The organism is Pedobacter sp. MR2016-19, assembly GCF_014947265.1.
Classification (GTDB): Bacteria; Bacteroidota; Bacteroidia; order Sphingobacteriales; family Sphingobacteriaceae; genus Pedobacter.
The window spans coordinates 423,160-442,435 of the sequence record NZ_JADCNK010000002.1; the positions used below are offsets into that span (position 1 = coordinate 423,160).

Consider the following 19,276-nt stretch of genomic DNA (forward strand, 5'->3'; position numbering starts at 1 on the left):
TGTAATATGCGTTTAACCAAAATTAACTAAGCACTTGGTGTAGCGGTTTCGATATCATCGCGTTTATCGTCGCTACCAGTTTTCTCTTCTTCGGCAGGTTTCCCCGTAGTATCTGCTTCTTCATCCTGATCATTCAATTTTTTCTCATCCTTAACTTCCTCGGTTTTTAATGCCTCACTTGGTTTTTCGGTTTCCTTTTCTGTTGAAGGCGTTACGGTTTCTATTTCCAGCTGTACATCATCTGTTGGTTTTGGGCGATTTGTGCCTGATGTTGTTCCTGTTTTATTTTCTTCGTTTTCCATGGTGTAAATCTGTTTTAATACTTTATAAATGAAATTAGAAGGCATTTTGTTTGCTTTTATTAGAAAGCCACTACTCATTTTTTAACTTTGCATAAAATAAGAGTAATATGGCCATCACCATCAGGAAGATAACTGCGCAAGATAATACTGCTACCGCTTCAATGATCAGGACGATTTTAAGAGAATTTAAAATAGACAAGCCCGGTACTGTTTATACCGATCCTACAACTGATGAGTTATCTATAGTTTTCGAACATCCGCAATCTGCTTATTGGTTGGCCGAAGAGGATGGGGTTATTATTGGCGGTTGTGGCATTTATCCAACAGAAGGCTTGCCAGATGGTTGTGTTGAGCTGGTTAAATTGTACACCTCTTCATCTTCGCGCGGGAAAGGTATTGGCAAAATGCTCATGGAAAAAAGTATAGCATCAGCCCAACACTTTGGTTATAATGAGGTTTATTTAGAATCTTTCCCTGAGCTTACCACAGCAATTGGTATGTATGAAAGGGCAGGGTTTAAAAAACTCGCTGCCCCATTAGGTAACTCGGGGCATTTTGCCTGTAATGTTTGGATGCTGCTGGTTTTATAGAAGGGGTTAATCCATAAATCGTATATTATTTCTATTGAAAAGATTAAAATGGTAAATGGAAACACCGTTTATATCAACGATCAGGCCATCCCCATCGGCGAAACCTATAAAGAAGAATTTTTTAAAGTGGTTAGGGAAGGGAAGAAAGGTAGTTAATTAAGGTATATATAATAGTGTTGAATTGTTAGATTGTTCAATTGTTGGGATTCATCTTTCAATTAACTAATCTCAATGGTTTGTAATTTGCAGTTAACAATTAGCAATGCAACAATTAAATAATCCAGTTAGCACACAATCTTATGCATAAATTCTCCCCAATATTTCTTCTGTTTTCTTTAAGTTTGCTGCGTAAAAGATTAAAATCAAAAATCACCATGCAAGAAACCAATTCGCTAAACCAGGTTGCAGAATTTCACACTACCTTTAAACATCCTATTTTAGAAAGTCCGGTTATTCCTTCAAAACAGAGAGCTAATTTGCGTATTTCGCTTTTAGCGGAAGAGTTGAAAGAATTACAGGAAGCTGTAGAAAATGATGATCTGGTAGAAGTTGCTGATGCCCTTTGCGATCTGCAGTATGTTTTGGCTGGTGCCATCCATGAGTTTGGTTTGGGAGGAAAATTTAAGACTTTATTTGATGAAGTCCACCGTTCTAATATGAGCAAAGCTTGCAAAACTGTTGAAGAAGCTGAGCAAACGATCCAGTTTTACTTAGATAAAGACCAGACCGAATCTTATTACAAAGAAATCGATGGATTATTTTTGGTGTTCAGGAAATCTGACGATAAAACTTTAAAATCGATCAATTATTCTCCGGCTGATTTAAAATCGCATTTGGTTTAACCCATAAATAAGCTCGAATTGAAAAGACTAAAACAGATTGGAAACGAGCTGAAATTGACACAGGCAAATCCTGATGTAGCTTTAATGCGTGAGTTTATTTTTTACTCGCCCAAAATGCCTTTACGCCTGCATCAGGAACAACTTATTGCTGTATCAAAACAGTTTAGTCTCCAGGTTTTTGATACCTATTTTACCAATGCCAACGTAACCATTAACTGTTTTAGCTGGGGAAATGGAAAACGTAAAGTTTTACTCACGCATGGATGGGCTTCAAAAGCTTTAGACTTTTATGAGTTGATTATTGAACTCCTGAAAATAGATGACCTGGAAATTATCGCTTTTGATGCACCAGGCAACGGAAGTTCAATCTCTGAATTTTCCAACCTGATGTTATATGCCGATTCGGTAAAATCTATTTCCTTAAATTATGCGCAGCCTGATGTGCTGATCGGACATTCGCTTGGTGGCATGGCCAACGTAATTGCTTTACAGGAATTAGGAATAACTCCGGATCTGTTGATCAGCATTGCGCCATTAATCCGGTTAAAAGAAAACTTCGAACAGAGCCTTGATTCGGTAAGCATCGGAGCAAAAGATCAGGATATATTTTTTGCGAATTTTGCTCAAGAATTCCCTGTTCCTGCCAGCCACTTTAACTTGACCGAACTTTATCAGCTAAGTCCGGAGATTGATCATTTTCTGGCATTCGATCCTGCTGATCACATATCTCCATATGCTTATCTTAAAGAATTCCTGGATAAATATCCTGCCATCAACTCAAAATCTTTTGAAGATGTGGGGCATTATAAAATCCTAAAATCCGCTGATGTTATTGAAGATATTGTGCAGAAAATATCGTCATTGCTGTAAGAGATCGTCATTTCGACCGCAGTGGAGAAATCTATATCTAAAAATTATCACTAGGAAATCTTAAGTGTTCTCAGGTTGCTTAGGTGGTCAAACAAAAAATGAAGCTATATTTTTTCCATGAGAAGCGTTGTCAACTTTAATAGCAAATACGCTAGAAAGTTGACAACGCTAATACTATTCACTTGATATTTGCTAGGTGTCAGATGATAACATCTTACATCACTCAAAAATCTGAAAATGCACTAAAGCTCGCTTTTTTCTACATTATAACTTCCGACCTCCGTCTCCGGACTGACCTAATTCCATCATCCATTTTACGTCTTCCATCTCTCATCCATAACAGTGCATAACAGTTAAAATTACTGTATATTCTATTTTAGAGCAACCAAATATATTAATAGAGCATGCAAGCAATTTTAGGCGTAATATTTCATTTCTTCGGTGGCTTTGCCTCTGGAAGCTTTTATATTCCATACAAAAAAGTTAAAGGCTGGGCTTGGGAAAGCTACTGGATTGTTGGAGGAATCTTCTCCTGGTTAATCGTTCCGCCACTTGCCGCTTATTTAACTATCCCAAATTTTACGGCAATAATCACCAGTACCAACGGTAGCATTTTATGGTTAACCTATTTTTTTGGTGTGCTTTGGGGTATCGGCGGCTTAACTTATGGTTTAGGCGTCCGTTATCTGGGCGTATCATTAGGGAGTAGTATCATTCTAGGGCTTTGTATGGTCTTGGGTTCAATCCTGCCATCTATTTATTTCGATTTTTTTCCGCAGGCAGGTAAAGATACTTTTACCATGTTTCTGCATACCGATTGGGGCCGTATGGTATTACTGGGGCTTTTGGTCTGTGTGGTTGGAATTATCATCTGCGGTAAAGCAGGTATGATGAAAGAAAAGGAAATGAAATCTGGCATTACCGATCCGCACGGGATGGAGGTAAAAACCGAATATAAATTCGGACTTGGTTTATTTGTAGGAATTGTTTCGGGTGTTTTAAGCGCCTGTTTCAATTTTGGTATCGAAGCCGGAAAACCAATGGCTGATGCAGCAAATGCCATCTGGAAAGCAGCAAATCCTGCTGAAACCGGTAATTTTTTATTCCAGAATAACGTTACTTATGTAATTGTGCTTTGGGGAGGTTTAACTACCAATTTTATCTGGTGTATGGTACTGAATGCCCGAAACAAAACATTTGGCGATTATACCAATGCAAAAACGCCGCTGTTAAAAAACTATATTTTTTCTGCCCTGGCAGGTACTACCTGGTTCTTGCAGTTTTTTTTCTACGGTATGGGTGAAAGCAAAATGGGTAATGGTGCCAGTTCATGGATTCTGCACATGGCCTTTATCATCCTCATCGCCAATATATGGGGGCTGGTATTAAAAGAGTGGAAAGGTGTATCAAGAAAAACATTGATTACTGTTTTGGCGGGTATTTTAACCATCATCATTTCGGTACTTATTGTGGGTTATGGTAATTCAATTAAAGGTTAATAAATAAAAATTTAAATAGAATATAAGAATGTCAATCGATACGAAAAGTTATAAGCACGTAAGCTATCTATGGGATGAAGAGGAAGCCGCAAAACTGGCTGGAGATGAAGTTGCCCTATTAATTTATCGCTCTAATTTATTGGGTGCAGACTTACGCTTAACCAATTATGGAGGTGGAAATACCTCGTGTAAAGTATTGGAAAAAGATCCGCTTACCGGTTTAGAAACCGAAGTGATGTGGGTAAAAGGTTCAGGCGGCGATTTAGGTACTTTAAAGAAAAGTGGCCTCGCAGCATTATATGTTGATCGTTTACGTAGCTTGAAAAATATTTATCGTGGGGTAGAACATGAGGATGAAATGGTTGAACTGTTTAACCACTGCATTTTCGATTTAAGTTCTAAAGCACCATCAATCGATACGCCTTTGCATGGTTTCCTGCCATTTGTGCATATCGATCACCTTCACCCCGATGCGGCCATTGCAATTGCGGCAGCTAAAGACGGTAAAAAAATTACCGAAGAATTATTTGGAGGAACCATTGGGTGGGTAGAATGGAAAAAACCGGGTTTTGAACTGGGTTTACAATTAAAACAATGTTTAGATGAAAATCCGGGTATCCGTGGTATTATGCTGGGCTCGCATGGTTTATTTACCTGGGGCGATACGGCTTATGAAAGTTACCTGAATACTTTAGAAGTAATCGAAATCTGTTCCGAATACCTGAACCAGAATTATGGTAAAAAAGGCCCTGTTTTTGGAGGACAAAAGATTGAAAGTGCAGCAGGAGATCAGCGTAAACAACAGGCGGCTGCTTTAGCGCCCGTTTTACGTGGTTTATGTTCTTCTAAACAGCACATGATCGGTCATTTTACCGACGACAGCCGGGTGTTGGAATTTATCAATTCTAATGATCTTGATCGTTTGGCCCCAATGGGAACCAGTTGTCCTGATCACTTTTTGAGAACTAAAATCAGTCCGCTGGTTTTAATACTAGAAAGTAATGCAGATTTATCAGATGTTAAGGCGCTAAAAGAGACATTAGAACCTGCTTTCGAGGCCTATAGGGCAATGTACACCGCTTATTATGAAGCTTGTAAACATCCAAACAGTCCGGCTATCCGGGATACCAATCCAGTGGTTATTTTATACCCTGGAATCGGCATGTTTACCTTCTCTAAAGATAAACAGACCGCAAGGGTTGCAGCAGAATTCTATATTAATGCCATTAACGTAATGAAAGGTGCTGAGGCCGTTTCAGAATATACTTCGTTACCACACCAGGAAGCTTTTAATATCGAATACTGGTTGTTGGAAGAAGCGAAATTACAGCGTATGCCAAAACCAAAACCTTTAACAGGAAAAATTGCCCTGATTACAGGTAGTGCGGGTGGCATCGGTAAAGCAATTGCGAAGAAATTTGTTGCAGAAGGTGGTGTGGTAATCTTAAACGATATGAATGCCGGGCGTTTGGAAGAAGCAGGTAAAGAGTTTGCAAACCTTTATGGCAAGGATTCTTATAGCACTGCAATTCTGGATGTAACCAGCGAAAACGATATTAAACAAGCTTTCGATGCTGCTGCCCTGGCTTTTGGTGGGGTAGATATTATTGTTAACAATGCAGGTTTATCAATTTCTAAAACCATTGCTGATCACACCGAAAAAGATTGGGATTTATTATATAATGTTTTGGTAAAAGGTCAGTTCTTTATTACCCAGGCTGCAACAAATACGATGCAAAAGCAGAATATTGGTGGCGATATCATTAATATTGTAAGTAAGAACGCCCTGGTAAGTGGACCGAATAATGCCGGTTATGGCAGTGCAAAAGCTGCTCAATTACATTTGAGCAGGTTAAATGCTGCAGAATTGGGTGCCGATAATATCCGTGTAAATGTGGTTAACCCTGATGCTGTAATCAGCGATAGCAATATCTGGGCAGGTGGTTGGGCAGAAGGCCGTGCAAAAGCTTATGGAATTACCGTTGCAGAGTTGCCAGCTTATTACGCCAAACGCACCTTATTGAACCAGATCATATTACCGGATGATATTGCCAATGCCTGTTTCGCCTTTGTAGGTGGCTTGTTGCAAAAATCAACAGGAAATGTTTTGAATGTTGATGGTGGAGTAGCCATGGCATTTGTAAGATAGCTTATCCTCGGTCTGTGTGCTCACAGAAGGAAACGTATAATTGGATTAGTGGTCCGTGGGGACACAGACCATGGAGTAGAACGAATTAAAAATATTAACCACAGATACAAAATCCGTGTTTATCTGTGTAAATCTGTGGCTAAAAAAGTAGTCTGTGGAAACACGGACTAAAGCGGACAAATTGAGTTTTAGTAGGTTGTTTAATCGGTCTGTGCCTTGCGCAGATCGAAAATGACTTTAATTTTTTTATAATCGTCCTCGTTTGAAACGGGGATGAGCGAGAATGGCGATTATCTCGCCGCAATGATTAACCTAATAAACCAAATATTCTTATGAATATCGAGCAGAAGCAGATAGAAAAACATAACGACTCCCTTTTAACCTCGCATCAACGTAAACTTTCATTTCTAAAAGAAGATTGGTCTCACGTTGATCTGGAAAACGTAATCCAGAAACTGGTTGATTTTCAGATAGCCATTCCAAGCTGGGCTTTAGGTACAGGTGGAACACGCTTTGGCCGTTTTGCCATTACTGGTGGTGAACCGCGTAATATTGAAGAAAAAATTGAAGATGTTGGTTTGCTTCATGCGCTAAATGGTGCAAGTGGTGCAATTTCGCTTCACATTCCCTGGGATATCCCTCAAAATGCAGAAGCGTTAAAAACTTTGGCATCTAGCTATGGTTTAAAATTCGACGCCATGAATTCAAATACCTTTCAAGATCAGAAAGGTGCTGCATATAGTTATAAATTCGGTTCATTGCAGAATGTAAATAAAGATATCCGCAAGCAAGCCATTGAGCATAATATAGAAGTAATTAAACATGGTATCGCGTTAGGATCTGATGCATTAACCGTTTGGCTAGCCGATGGTTCTTGTTTCCCTGGTCAGCTGAATTTTCGTAAAGCCTTTGAGAATACCTTTGAAAGTCTTCAGGAGATCTATTCAGCACTGCCGGAAGATTGGAAAATGTTTGTGGAGTACAAAGCTTTCGAACCTAATTTTTACTCGACTACGGTTGGAGATTGGGGACAATCACTATTATACGCCAGTAAATTGGGTAAAAAAGCCTATACCTTGGTCGATTTAGGTCATCATTTGCCAAATGCAAACATTGAGCAGATTGTGGCTTTATTGTTAATGGAAGGGAAATTGGGTGGTTTCCACTTCAACGATTCTAAATATGGTGATGATGATTTAACTGCCGGAAGCATTAAACCTTACCAATTATTCCTGATTTTTAATGAGTTGGTAGAAGGGATGGATGCAAAAGGTATGAACCATGTAAAAGATTTGGGTTGGATGATCGATGCTTCACACAATGTGAAAGATCCGTTAGAGGATTTATTGCAATCTGTTGAAGCCATTATGATTGCTTATGCACAGGCTTTATTGGTTGATCGAAAAGCATTAAACGAAGCTCAGAACAATAACGACGTGGCAAAAGCACAGGAAATTTTGCAAAATACTTTCCGGAGCGATTTAAGGGCTTTAGTAGCTGAGGCGAGATTGAGAGCTGGAGCGGCCTTATCACCAATCGCATTATACCGCGGTTTAGAGGTTAGAAACAAGTTAGTTAATCACCGCGGAAATACTGTTGCCACAGGTTTGTAAATAGAGAAATAGAAAATGCCTAAACCTGTTATTGCCATATTTGATGTCGGGAAAACAAATAAAAAACTGTTCTTGATCGACGAAAATTACAGTATTGTTTACGAACGGTCTGCACGTTTTGTAGAAACAGTTGATGAAGATGGCGAACCATGCGAAAATCTGGAAAGCCTGCGTTTATCCGTTTACGATTCCCTAAATCAGGTTTTGCAGTTAAAAGAGTTCGATGTTAAGGCCATAAACTTTTCTACTTATGGTGCCAGTTTTGTTTATCTCGATGAAAATGGCAATCCACTAACACCGCTTTATAACTATTTAAAGGAATATCCCGAGGAGCTTAAAAAGGCTTTTTATTCAAAATATGGAGGCGAGGAGAAGATTTCCTTAGAAACAGCTTCACCAATTTTAGGTAGCTTAAATTCGGGGATGCAATTGTACCGCCTAAAGCACGAAAAACCCGAAATATTTAAAAAGGTGAAATGGGCTTTACACCTGCCTCAATACTTGAGTTATTTGATTACAGGTAAGGCCGTGGCCGATATCACCAGTATTGGTTGCCATACCCAGCTTTGGGATTTTAAAAAAAGTGAGTACCACAGCTGGGTTACCACCGAGAAAATCGACCAGAAATTTGGTGCATTTACGCCTGCAGATTCCAGCCTGAAAACCGATTTCGAAGGTAGCAGTGTAAATGTTGGAGTAGGTTTACACGATAGTTCTGCAGCATTGATTCCTTACCTGGCCAATTTTAATACGCCATTTGTACTCATCTCAACCGGAACATGGTGCATTAGTTTAAATCCTTTTAACCAGGAGCCATTAACAGCTGAAGAACTTAAACAAGATTGCCTGTGTTACATGCACTTTAAAGGTAAGGCGGTTAAGGCTTCTCGGATTTTTGCAGGCTACGAGCATGAAGTACAACTTAAGCGGATTGCAGAACATTTCGATCGTGCGGCTTATCTGTTTAAACATTTGAAGTTTAACCCTGCAATGATTTTAAAACTGGCCAATAAAATACCCGAAAACCAACAGGAACAACAGGGTTTTTCAGCAGGCTCAGCTTTTCCTGATCGCGATTTGAACCTCTTTCAAACGGCAGAAGAAGCCTATCATCAACTGATTTTTGATCTGATCAAACAGCAGATTTATTCGTTAAAATTGATTTTAAACGCAGGTGTGAAAAGAATTTTTGTAGATGGTGGTTTCGGAAAAAATGCAATTTATATGCATCTGTTAGCGATTTCTATTCCAGATATAGAGGTTTATGCTTCTTCAGTTTCGCAAGCTACGGCAATAGGTACAGCTTTGGCAATAAATGATGCCTGGAACGAAAACCCAGCACCAACGGATATGATCCAGCTAAAATACTATTCTGCAATACAACGAACCATAGATTTTTAGGGATTTCCGTATATTAGAATTTCCTACATCAATATAGTCAATTTGAAACCAGAAGATTTAATCCCCTATCTTAACGTCGACGAGTATTCTTCGACGCCAAAATACAAGCAGCTAACAAATGCCATTTTGGCGGCTATTGAAAGCGGTAAACTTCTGAAAAATAGTTTGTTGCCTTCTATAAATGAGCTGAGTTTCAGCCTGGAGATGTCGAGAGATACTGCCGAAAAAGGTTACCGTAATCTCCGGAAATTAGGGGTGGTTGATTCTGTGCCTGGCAAGGGCTATTTTATTATCAATACCGATTTTTCGCGGAAACTGAAAGTTTGTTTGCTTTTTAATAAACTCAGTACACATAAAAAGATCATTTACGATTCCTTCACTAAAACCTTGGGAGAACGTGCTGCGATTGATTTTTATATCTACAATAACGATTTTGCACTCTTTAAAAAAATGATTGTGGCCAAGCGCGACGATTATTCGCACTTTGTAATTATTCCACATTTTTTAGAAGGGGGAGAAAATGCACATGAAATTATCAATACCATCCCAAAAGAAAAACTGGTTATTCTTGATAAATTGCTGCCAGGGGTAACCGGCGATTATGCTGCGGCTTATGAAAACTTTGCGCAGGATATTTATGCAGCTTTAGAGCAGGCTTTAGAACGCCTTTCACATTACCGCACCCTGAAAATCATTTTCCCAAAGAACAGTTATTTCCCTCATGAAATACTAACCGGTTTTTACAGGTTCTGCCAGCAATATGCTTTTGATCATAAGGTAATCCACAACATTAAAGATGAGGAAATTAATCCAGGTGAAGTGTACATTAACCTCATGGAAGATGACCTGGTGATACTGATTGAACGCTTAATTGCCCAAAAACTTAAAATCGGGAAGGATGTTGGCGTAATTTCATATAACGAAACACCTTTAAAAAGAATTATTTTGGATGGGATTACTACCATCTCTACTGATTTTAGCGAACTAGGTGCACAGGCTGCTGAATTTATCCTTAACGGAAAAACTGAAAAGATAGCAGTGCCTTTTTATTTGAACTTGCGTAAATCGTTGTAGTAAAGAGCCGGATTCGTCATTTCGAGCGTAGCCGACTTCTAGTGGTAATGATTATAAAATGATCTACTACAGTATATCTTTTAGTCGCGAGGTGTGTAATCATGTTAGTTTGGAATTTGTTATCTAATTAGCTAACTTTGTTTAGCTTAAAATTGGTTAATGAACAAAGAATTTATCAGAGACATTTTCTACTTTGAAGAATACTATTTGGATTTTTACGAACAGCTCAAACCCAACGTAAAGAAAAAATTCAATTGGACGTTACAATTAATCGCTACACTTGAAAAAGTTCCTGAAAAATACTTTAAACACCTTACAGGTTCTTCAGGGCTTTTTGAAATTAGGGTTGAAGTTGGTTCAGATATTTTTCGGGTATTTAGTTTTTTCGATAAGGGACAACTGATCATCCTTGTAAATGGTTTCCAAAAGAAAACGCAAAAAACACCTAAAAACGAAATTGAGCTGGCTGAAAAACTTAAAAAGAAATATTTCGATGGAAAAGACAAAAAATAAACTGACATCATTTGCTGATCATTTGGATAGCGAGTATGGCAAACGTGGAACTGAAGAAAGAGAGGTTTACGAACAAGAGTTTGAAAGTTTTAAGCTAGGAGCCATGCTTCAAGAACTCCGGAAAGAAAAGGGGATGACGCAAGAGCAACTTGCTGAAAAATGCGGTACTACAAAAACCTACATTTCTAGAATTGAGAATAATGCAAGCGACATTAGACTTTCAACTTTAATGAGGATTATTAAAGTTGGGTTAGGTGGACACTTAAACCTAAACGTGAGTTTATAAAACAAATACCCTATTATAGTTTAAATGAGTGATCAGGTAACCGCGCATCCAGTATCAGAACAAAATCCTTACGATTATATCTTAAAGGATTTTAACCTGAAAAATCTGAGCCAGATTGTTATCCTCAAACATTTAAGCGGACTCATTCATACTGATGTTAAAGGCTTTTATCAGTTATTTCCAGAACAGATTGAAATCGATTTTGCAGCTTTTAGCGATGAAGCTTCCGGATTATCTTTTCCAATTGTTCAGGTTCAGCAGCACTCAAACTCCGTAAAACTTTCTTGCCGTTGCACTACACCCAAGCATAAATTGTGTGAGCATCAGGCGAGAGTTTTATACAATATCCTGCGACGGCAAGATTTGCTCATTTTTTTCGACAGTAACCTGCGGAAACAAAAGCTTGCCAAAATTGCGATCGATTATGGATTGGAAAAAGAAGAGAATCTTGATCTTCTTTTTAATCTCCGCTACGAAAACGGCCAGGTAGCTATCCACCCAAAAATGGACGCCCTCCAGCCATTTAATAAAGAAGTCCAGCAAAATTTACAGGAACTTTTACTTCCGGCAGCTAAAGTCAAAATAAAAGTACAGGCTAAAAACGACCCAGGTAAAATGATCCTGGTTTTTGGGCAACATCGCTATTACAACAATTTAACGGTCGAATTATTTGAAGCCGAAACCACTAAAAGTGGCAAGGTTAAAAATCCTATCAAGGGAATCAATCCGGCTGATTTGCTTTTTAAAACAAATGATAACGATCAGGTAAAATTTTATAGTGGTATTACCACTTTTCAGCAGAATTACAATAATGATCAAAGCGAGGTAGAAATTCAAGCCTTAAAAGCAATCGTTAAAAATCCTCAACAGATCCCTTTTTACCTGCAGGATAGTAAACAGTCTGGAGCCATTCAAGCCTCCACCATTACCGCGGTTAATGCACATTTGCTGGAGGTAGATCTGCGTCTTTCTGTAAACCAGCGCGATGATTATTATGAAATTACGGGGCGGCTGATCATCGAAGGGAAATCATACGAACTGGATAACCTGGTATTGGTACATCAGTATTTTGTTAAACTTAACAATCAGCTTTATTTAATTGGCCGGCTGGATTTTCTACGCGTAATTGGTTTTTTCAAAAAGCAGAGCAACAGGTTAATCCTGCATAAAACCAAATATCCGGAGTTTCAAAAAGTTATTCTGGTGCCTTTAGAAGGAAGTATTCATGTGGATTATTCTTATTTAAAACCAGCTACCAAAATACAGATCGAAGAAAAAGGTTTCGATCTCGAAAATGAACAGTTGATCTATCTTTCAGAATCAGAAGATTATATTCTCCTTACACCCGTGATGCGTTATGGGAGCCTGGAAATACCTGTGCTGTCTAAAAAGAAAATCCAGGCGCAAGATAAACTGGGCAATCTCTTTACATTGCATCGTGATGAAGATGCCGAACTGCAGTTTATTGGGAACGTTTTGAGACAGCACCCTTATTTCTATGATCAGGAAACCAACGATTCTTTTTATTTGCACCGCAAAAGGTTTCTGGAAGAAGCCTGGTTCCTTGATGCTTTTGACGTATGGCGAAATAAAGGAATTCATATTTTAGGCTTCAACCAGCTCAAAAACAACAAATTGAGTGAATTTCAGGCCAAAATCAATATTGAGGTATTGAGTGGAACAGATTGGTTTGAAACCAAAGTGAAAGTAAAGTTTGGCAAACAACAGGTTGCATTGAAACATTTGCATAAATCGATCAGGAACAAAAGTAAGTTTGTAACGCTTGATGATGGAACTCAGGGCATACTTCCACATGAATGGATCGAAAAATTTGCTGCTTATTTTAGTGCTGGTGAAGTAACCGAAGACGCCATTCTTACACCAAAAATTAAATTTGCTTCTATCAACGAACTTTACGAAGATGCTTTATTGGATGGTGATGTAAAAAACGAATTGAAACTGTACAAGCAGAAATTTGAAGGAACCAACTCAATTCAGGAGGTAGAGGTACCAAAAGGTTTAACCGCAACTTTACGTCATTACCAGAAAGACGGTTTAAACTGGCTCAACTTTTTGGATGATTTTAACTTTGGTTCTTGTTTGGCCGATGATATGGGATTGGGCAAAACCATTCAGGTTTTGGCTTTTATTTTATCACAGCGCGAAAAAGTAAAACACAATACAAACCTGGTGGTGGTGCCGGCTTCGTTAATATTTAACTGGAAGGCCGAAGTAGAGAAATTTGCACCATCTATAAAAGTAAAAACCATTTATGCTGGCCAACGGACCAAAACGACTGATACTTTCGATGATTTTGAAATCATTTTAACCTCTTACGGAACGCTGATTTCTGATATCCGTTTCTTAAAAGATTATCGCTTTAATTATATCTTTTTAGATGAATCGCAACTGATTAAAAATCCGGAATCGCAACGTTATAAAGCAGTTCGAATGTTGCAGTCGCGAAATAAAGTAACCATGACGGGAACGCCGATAGAGAACAATACCTTTGATTTATATGGACAATTGTCGTTCGCTTGTCCGGGTTTGTTTGGCAGTAAACAGCAGTTTGCCGATTTATATTCAACGCCAATCGATCAGTTTAAGGATAGCAGAAGGGCAGAGGAACTTCAGAAAAAAATAAGACCATTTATTCTGCGCAGAACCAAAGAGCAGGTGGCGAAAGAACTTCCCGATAAAACAGAAATAGTACTGTATTGTGAAATGGGAGCCGAACAGCGGGAAGTATACGAAGCGAATAAAAAGGAAATTCAGGATTTTATTCTGGGTAAACAGGAAGATGAACTGCCTAAAAGTTCGATGCACGTGCTGAAAAGTATTACCTCCTTAAGGCAAATCTGCAATTCGGCTGCCTTACTCGCTGATGGAAAATCGTATTTGCAGGCTTCCTCAAAAATTGAGGTGTTGATGGAGCAGATCGGGAGTAAGGCCGGCAAGCATAAAATTCTTGTTTTTTCTCAATTTGTTACCATGCTCGATCTGATTAAAAAGCAATTGGAAAGCAAGGGGATCAGGTATGAATACCTCACTGGACAAACGCGGAAAAGAGCTGAAGCAGTTGCCTCGTTTCAGGAGAATGCCGACATTCCTGTTTTTCTGATCAGTTTAAAAGCTGGTGGAACCGGATTAAACCTCACCGAAGCCGATTATGTTTACCTGGTCGACCCGTGGTGGAACCCTGCAGTAGAAAACCAAGCTATAGATAGAGCATATAGGATTGGCCAGCATAAAAATGTAATGGCCGTGCGTTTAATCTGCCCTGACACGATTGAAGAAAAAATCATGAAACTTCAGGCGACCAAAAAAGATCTGGTTAAGGATTTGATCCAGACTGAAGGTAGTTTGTTTAAGAATTTAACCAAGAAAGAGTTGCTGGGGTTGTTGAGTTAATATAAGTTCGCTAAATCCATTCGGATTGTCATCCTGAAGGATAATTAATTGCATAAATCAATATGAATGGATAGATGGATAAAGAAAGTGAATGGTCTCGAAGTACCGTCATTTCGACCGCAGTGGAGAAATCTTTTAAATTTGATTTCAATAACTTAGTGCAAAGATCTCTCCACTTCGCGTTGCTCCGGTCGAGATGACGACCATTCTATTGGAGTCAGTCAGTGGTAGCCTGTCGAAGGACTGAAGATTTATTATCATTTGAAAAAGGTTGATGGCCCACTAACCACCGAGTCCAAGTTGTTGGGCTTATTGAATTAATTGTAGGTTCTTCATTGCGAGGCACGAAGCAATCTTAATGCGATCGCTATCTATAACCCATAGTAGTGAGATTGCTTCGTCGTTCCTCCTCGCAATGACGAAGCAATAAATTAAATCCCTACCTCAAACGCATAACCCAAAAATTCAGGTACATTTACACTTTCTACAATTTTCCAATCTTTTTTTTCTGCAATAAAATTGGGTTCAGCAAGGCCTGTAGATTTAGCTGCATGAGTGTAAAATTCCATTTTAGCAGGGTGGTTTGGTGAGCAGGCATTATACGTTCTGCCAAATGCCTGTTTTTCCAAAAGTTTAACCGCAATCCCTACAGCATCTGTTTGATGAATCAGGTTTACTGGGGCTAAACCGTTCGGTACATTACTTTTTCCGGCAAAAAATCTACCTGGGTTGCGGTCAGGACCAATTAATCCCGCAAAACGGATCACTGTGCAGTTTTCTGGAAACAGTTCCTTAAATCGTATTTCGGCAGCTAGCACGACTTTTCCCGAATCTGTATCGGGATGTGTTTCGCTGGTTTCATTTACTGTTTTGTTTTCATCCGCATAAACACTCGTTGAACTGATCAACACCACGTGTTTTGATTTATCTTTTGCGGCTGCTAAAATTGAGTTAATCTTTTGAGGATAATCAAGAAGTTCAGTCGAATTACGTCTTGGTGGAATGCAGATAAACAATACATCTGCATCAAAAAAATCAGGATCTGCTGAAACCTGATCAGCCGTAAAATTGATCAGAAACGGCTGAATACCTTCCGCTGAAAGTTTTGATAACTTTTCAGGAGTTGTGGTAGAGCCTTTAACCTCATAAGACAATTGAATCAGTTTTCGGGCAAATGCCAGACCAAACCAGCCACAACCCAAAATCGATATGGTTTTAATGCTGTTTTTATGTGTCGTATTATATTGAATCATTTGCCCTAAAGATAAATAGTTGGCTTTATAATTTGCCCTGATTCGTGTCAATTCTGCTTTTGATAAATGGTTTGCATATAAACAATATCAAAAAATATTAGCCTTTATACAGATTAATCAATTATGGCTATCCCTTGTCCAGATTATAACAGGCCCTGCAACGTGGCTCATAACTTTCCTTTTCGCCCAACAAAACCGTAGCTTCATCAGCAACAGTTCGGTAACTATACAAGGCGGGGTTACCACAACAAACACAAACCGCATTTACCTTGGTAACATGCTCGGCAATGGCCATTAGGGCTGGCATCGGTCCAAAAGGTTTACCTGTAAAATCCATATCCAGGCCGGCAACAATAACGCGGATGCCCCTAAGAGCTAGTTTATTGCAAACGTCAGGTAGTTCATTGTCAAAAAACTGAGCCTCATCTATACCCACCACCTGTGTATTGGTGCCTAGTAATAAAATGGCCGAAGCGCTATCAACAGGGGTAGAGTTTATTGAATTTAAATCATGCGAAACCACGGCAGTTTCATGGTAGCGCGTATCGGTGCGGGGTTTAAAAATTTCGACATTTAGTTTAGCAATCTGGGCTCTTTTTAACCTGCGGATTAGTTCTTCCGTTTTACCGGAAAACATAGAGCCACATACTACTTCTATACTTCCTGAAAATTCGCCCCTTCTCCTAAAATTTTGTTCGCTAAATAACATGCCTGTTTTTTTATTCCCCTATATCCGTTCTATAATTTTTAAAACGAACAAATATGAGAATTTTGTAGTCAAAAAGGTCAAAAATAATGACTAATAACTTTTTTAACTTAATCATCTTTACAAACTTCCTTTATATTTGGTTGTTATCGTTTTCTGAAAAAAATTAAAATAATAAAAAAGGCAATAACAGGGGTTGTGAATATCGCCAGTAAGAGTGAACCCCAAAAACCTAAAGAAGTATTTTTTCCAAAATTGGCTACCGACCAGAAAATCAATATACCGAGTAAGAGTACTAAAATTTCGGGTATACCAAGCATTATTGCAGAAATTGTTGAGAGCATGGTTGTTTTTGTTTGATAATAAATTTAGTAAAAATACATAATTTCGTGAATATGATTTAGTGGCAATGTCGGTTCTTTTATTAACAGATTTTGAATAAAGACTAAATAAAGATTTAGAAATTAAATTAAAGGAAGTTATTTACATGACGCTAATCTAATGAATACCAAAAACCATAAAATCATTGGTGTATTTTTAATTATTACCATGCTCTGTATAGTTGGATATTACTATTATCACTATAACAAGATTTCTGAAATTGATAATAAGAGTTTAAGTTCTCATAAGAAAATAAATAACCAATCTCGTTCAGAATACGTTTATATAAGACCTAATGTGCAATTTAATGAAGAAAGACAAAAATCAGTTGATATTTGTGAGTCTTTGAATTTTGTCGTAGAAATTATATTTTTTCTGAGTCTAACAAACCTTATTATAATGAAGTTTAATAAAAAGAAGGTAATCAAATCTAAGCCACAATAATCTTCAGCCTGCCTCCATAAAAGTGTGTCAGAATTAAAATCATCACCATTTTATCATTCCTAGAAGATTATTTTTTGTTAGAACTTATTTATTAAGTTGTGTTCTAAATAATAGTATTTTAGCAAAAATAAGGAATTTAAAAGTGACAAAATCACCCAAAAAAGTGTAAAATCACGAAAATTTAAAATATAAATGTTGTTCTAGGTAGGTTTAAATTAAGTTTTTGGAATTCCGATAATTAAAATTAAGTATGAGAATTATGTGTTATTTTTGAACACATAGTTACCAACATAAATCGACTAAAATTTCGTTTTAATTTTATGATGAACCAACAGGATATTTTTAGAAAGATCGGCAGCATTTTAACAGAATTAAATGAGCAATATCAGTTTTTAGCTCAAAATCCTCAACAATTAAATGATTTGGAACTTGAGCTTTTTCTCGCTAATGCCAATTTCCTTTCTGATCATGTTAATATCGTCAAAAAGTTAAATGCCACAACAGAACATAAGCCAGCTGAAGCCGGAAACCATACATTGTTGGCCGAACAGAATACCATTATACTGCCAGAAGCTGAAAAAAATTATGCAGCAGATGATGAGTGTTTCGATCCGCAGGAACTGGAAGAAGTAGTAACAGCCGAGGAAGAGGAAGAACGTGTGGATGTAAAGCCTGAACAGGAGCTACTGGACGATGAAAGGATTGAAGAAGAAAAAGCGGATTCGATTTTGGATAAAGATTTCTTTAAACCCGACCAGGACGACCATACTTTTGAGTTTGTACTGGGTACACATGATGAAAATGATCAGTTCGATTATGAAGCAAAATCTGTCGAAGAAATTTTCGATCGTCCTTTAAGCAAAGAAGAAGCAGAGATTTTAGCGCGTAAAAAAATTATTCACGAGAAGGAAGATGCTTTAGCTATCCAGGAAGAGCCTCTGCCAACTGAAGAAGATGAAATTGGTCCTGAACCTTTTTTAATTCCACACGAAGAAGAAGCGCCTGAAATAATTGCGGGTGAGGCACCTGTTGTAGCGGCTAAAATAGAAGAACATAGGCCGGTAGCTGCTAATCAGCCTATTGAGGCACTGAAGGATGTGAAACTGGATGAACCAATTATTTCGCCGCCTGTTGAGCGTGAGCGGCCTTTATTTACGCCTGAAGCAGTTCCTGTAAAACCAGCTCCACAACCCGAAGCAGCTAAGCCTGCCCCAAGTTTAAACGACTTATTGGCCAAAACAAACAGCCATAATAATGAGCCTGTTAAAGCTCCTATCGCCGATTTAAAACAGGCGATTAATTTAAATGAGAAGTTACTTTTTATCAAAGATCTTTTTAATGGATATAATCTGGCCTATTCGGAAGTAATTGATATCATTAATAAGATGAACAGCTTCGAAGCAGCAGATAGTTACCTGCAGCATAATTATGCAGCGAAAAATAACTGGGCTAACAAACAAGCAACCGTTGATCAGTTTTATGAGTTGCTTAATAGAAGGTTTAGTAAGTAGGGCGGAGGGCGATAAGTGTTTGGCGTTTTGGCGAATGGTGTTACCTTATGCTGTCGTCATACTGAACTTGTTTCAGTATCCATTATGCATCGTCCTCGTTTGTAACGAGGATGCATGAGATTGGCATTTGTAATGCCTTAAAAAGTCTATTCAGAATCACTCGTTAGGTTCTGAAATAAATTCAGGATGGCGTTACGCAAGGGCATCGTCTTTGTTTCTAATGCTGATAAGAACAAAAACAATTTTGTTTTTTGATTAGGAAATGAACGTTCAGTATTTCACAGCTGCTGTAGCCCCGCCATCATTTCAATCTTTTTGCGAAAGCTGCTGCCCAATGTGAATGCGGCTGCTCCAAAAAGTATTTTCATTTTTGTCGGGTTTATTAACCCAGAATAGTAGCACAGAATTGCCCACCTAAACCCGATAAAAGC

15 protein-coding genes are annotated in these 19,276 nt (G+C 38.2%); 12 read left to right on the top strand and 3 right to left on the bottom strand.

Translation table 11 applies throughout. The features are described 5' to 3' along the window. Positions 1-26: 26 nt before the first annotated feature. Positions 27-347, bottom strand: a complete 321-nt coding sequence (locus IM793_RS04140) for a hypothetical protein (protein WP_193419862.1) — start codon at positions 345-347, stop codon at positions 27-29. Between the two features lie 62 nt (positions 348-409). On the opposite strand from IM793_RS04140, the gene IM793_RS04145 reads away from it, so the two are divergent. The 11 genes from IM793_RS04145 to IM793_RS04195 all read left to right on the top strand — a co-directional run bounded on the left by IM793_RS04145 (position 410) and on the right by IM793_RS04195 (position 14,550). Then, positions 410-892, top strand: a complete 483-nt coding sequence (locus tag IM793_RS04145) for a GNAT family N-acetyltransferase (RefSeq protein WP_193419863.1) — start codon at positions 410-412, stop codon at positions 890-892. Between the two features lie 374 nt (positions 893-1,266). Continuing rightward, positions 1,267-1,734 (top strand): nucleoside triphosphate pyrophosphohydrolase family protein, encoded by a 468-nt coding sequence (locus IM793_RS04150; protein ID WP_057932530.1) that lies wholly within the window; start codon positions 1,267-1,269, stop codon positions 1,732-1,734. Between the two features lie 18 nt (positions 1,735-1,752). Continuing rightward, positions 1,753-2,604, top strand: a complete 852-nt coding sequence (locus IM793_RS04155) for an alpha/beta fold hydrolase (protein WP_193419864.1) — start codon at positions 1,753-1,755, stop codon at positions 2,602-2,604. A 404-nt stretch (positions 2,605-3,008) separates the two neighbouring features. Then, complete coding sequence (gene rhaT / locus IM793_RS04160) at positions 3,009-4,103, top strand: L-rhamnose/proton symporter RhaT (RefSeq protein WP_193419865.1); 1,095 nt, start codon at positions 3,009-3,011, stop codon at positions 4,101-4,103. A gap of 28 nt (positions 4,104-4,131) precedes the next feature. Then, positions 4,132-6,252, top strand: coding sequence for a bifunctional aldolase/short-chain dehydrogenase (locus tag IM793_RS04165; RefSeq protein ID WP_193419866.1), 2,121 nt, complete (start codon positions 4,132-4,134; stop codon positions 6,250-6,252). 332 nt (positions 6,253-6,584) lie between these two features. Beyond that, positions 6,585-7,865, top strand: coding sequence for a sugar isomerase (locus IM793_RS04170; RefSeq protein ID WP_193419867.1), 1,281 nt, complete (start codon positions 6,585-6,587; stop codon positions 7,863-7,865). Between the two features lie 15 nt (positions 7,866-7,880). After that, on the top strand, positions 7,881-9,266 hold the full coding sequence (locus IM793_RS04175) for an FGGY-family carbohydrate kinase (RefSeq protein WP_193419868.1): 1,386 nt from the start codon (positions 7,881-7,883) through the stop codon (positions 9,264-9,266). A gap of 42 nt (positions 9,267-9,308) precedes the next feature. Beyond that, positions 9,309-10,340 (top strand): GntR family transcriptional regulator, encoded by a 1,032-nt coding sequence (locus IM793_RS04180; protein WP_193419869.1) that lies wholly within the window; start codon positions 9,309-9,311, stop codon positions 10,338-10,340. 159 nt (positions 10,341-10,499) lie between these two features. Then, the gene (locus IM793_RS04185; RefSeq protein WP_193419870.1) at positions 10,500-10,853 is read left to right on the top strand and encodes a type II toxin-antitoxin system RelE/ParE family toxin; all 354 of its coding nucleotides are present in this window, start codon (positions 10,500-10,502) and stop codon (positions 10,851-10,853) included. After that, a complete protein-coding gene (locus IM793_RS04190; protein WP_029277050.1) occupies positions 10,834-11,139 on the top strand; it encodes a helix-turn-helix domain-containing protein in 306 nt (101 codons plus the stop codon). The genes IM793_RS04185 and IM793_RS04190 overlap by 20 nt, the downstream gene beginning before the upstream one ends. Positions 11,140-11,163: 24 nt before the next feature. Continuing rightward, positions 11,164-14,550 (top strand): DEAD/DEAH box helicase, encoded by a 3,387-nt coding sequence (locus IM793_RS04195; protein WP_193419871.1) that lies wholly within the window; start codon positions 11,164-11,166, stop codon positions 14,548-14,550. A gap of 431 nt (positions 14,551-14,981) precedes the next feature. Here IM793_RS04195 and IM793_RS04200 read toward each other — a convergent pair whose 3' ends face one another. Then, positions 14,982-15,803: an SDR family oxidoreductase gene (locus IM793_RS04200; RefSeq protein ID WP_193419872.1), complete on the bottom strand. Its 822-nt coding sequence runs from the start codon at positions 15,801-15,803 to the stop codon at positions 14,982-14,984. A 127-nt stretch (positions 15,804-15,930) separates the two neighbouring features. After that, complete coding sequence (locus IM793_RS04205; RefSeq protein ID WP_121282468.1) at positions 15,931-16,512, bottom strand: thymidine kinase; 582 nt, start codon at positions 16,510-16,512, stop codon at positions 15,931-15,933. Positions 16,513-17,654: 1,142 nt separating this feature from the next. Between IM793_RS04205 and IM793_RS04210 the strand changes: the two genes are divergently transcribed. Beyond that, complete coding sequence (locus tag IM793_RS04210; protein ID WP_193419873.1) at positions 17,655-18,845, top strand: hypothetical protein; 1,191 nt, start codon at positions 17,655-17,657, stop codon at positions 18,843-18,845. Positions 18,846-19,276 lie beyond the last annotated feature (431 nt).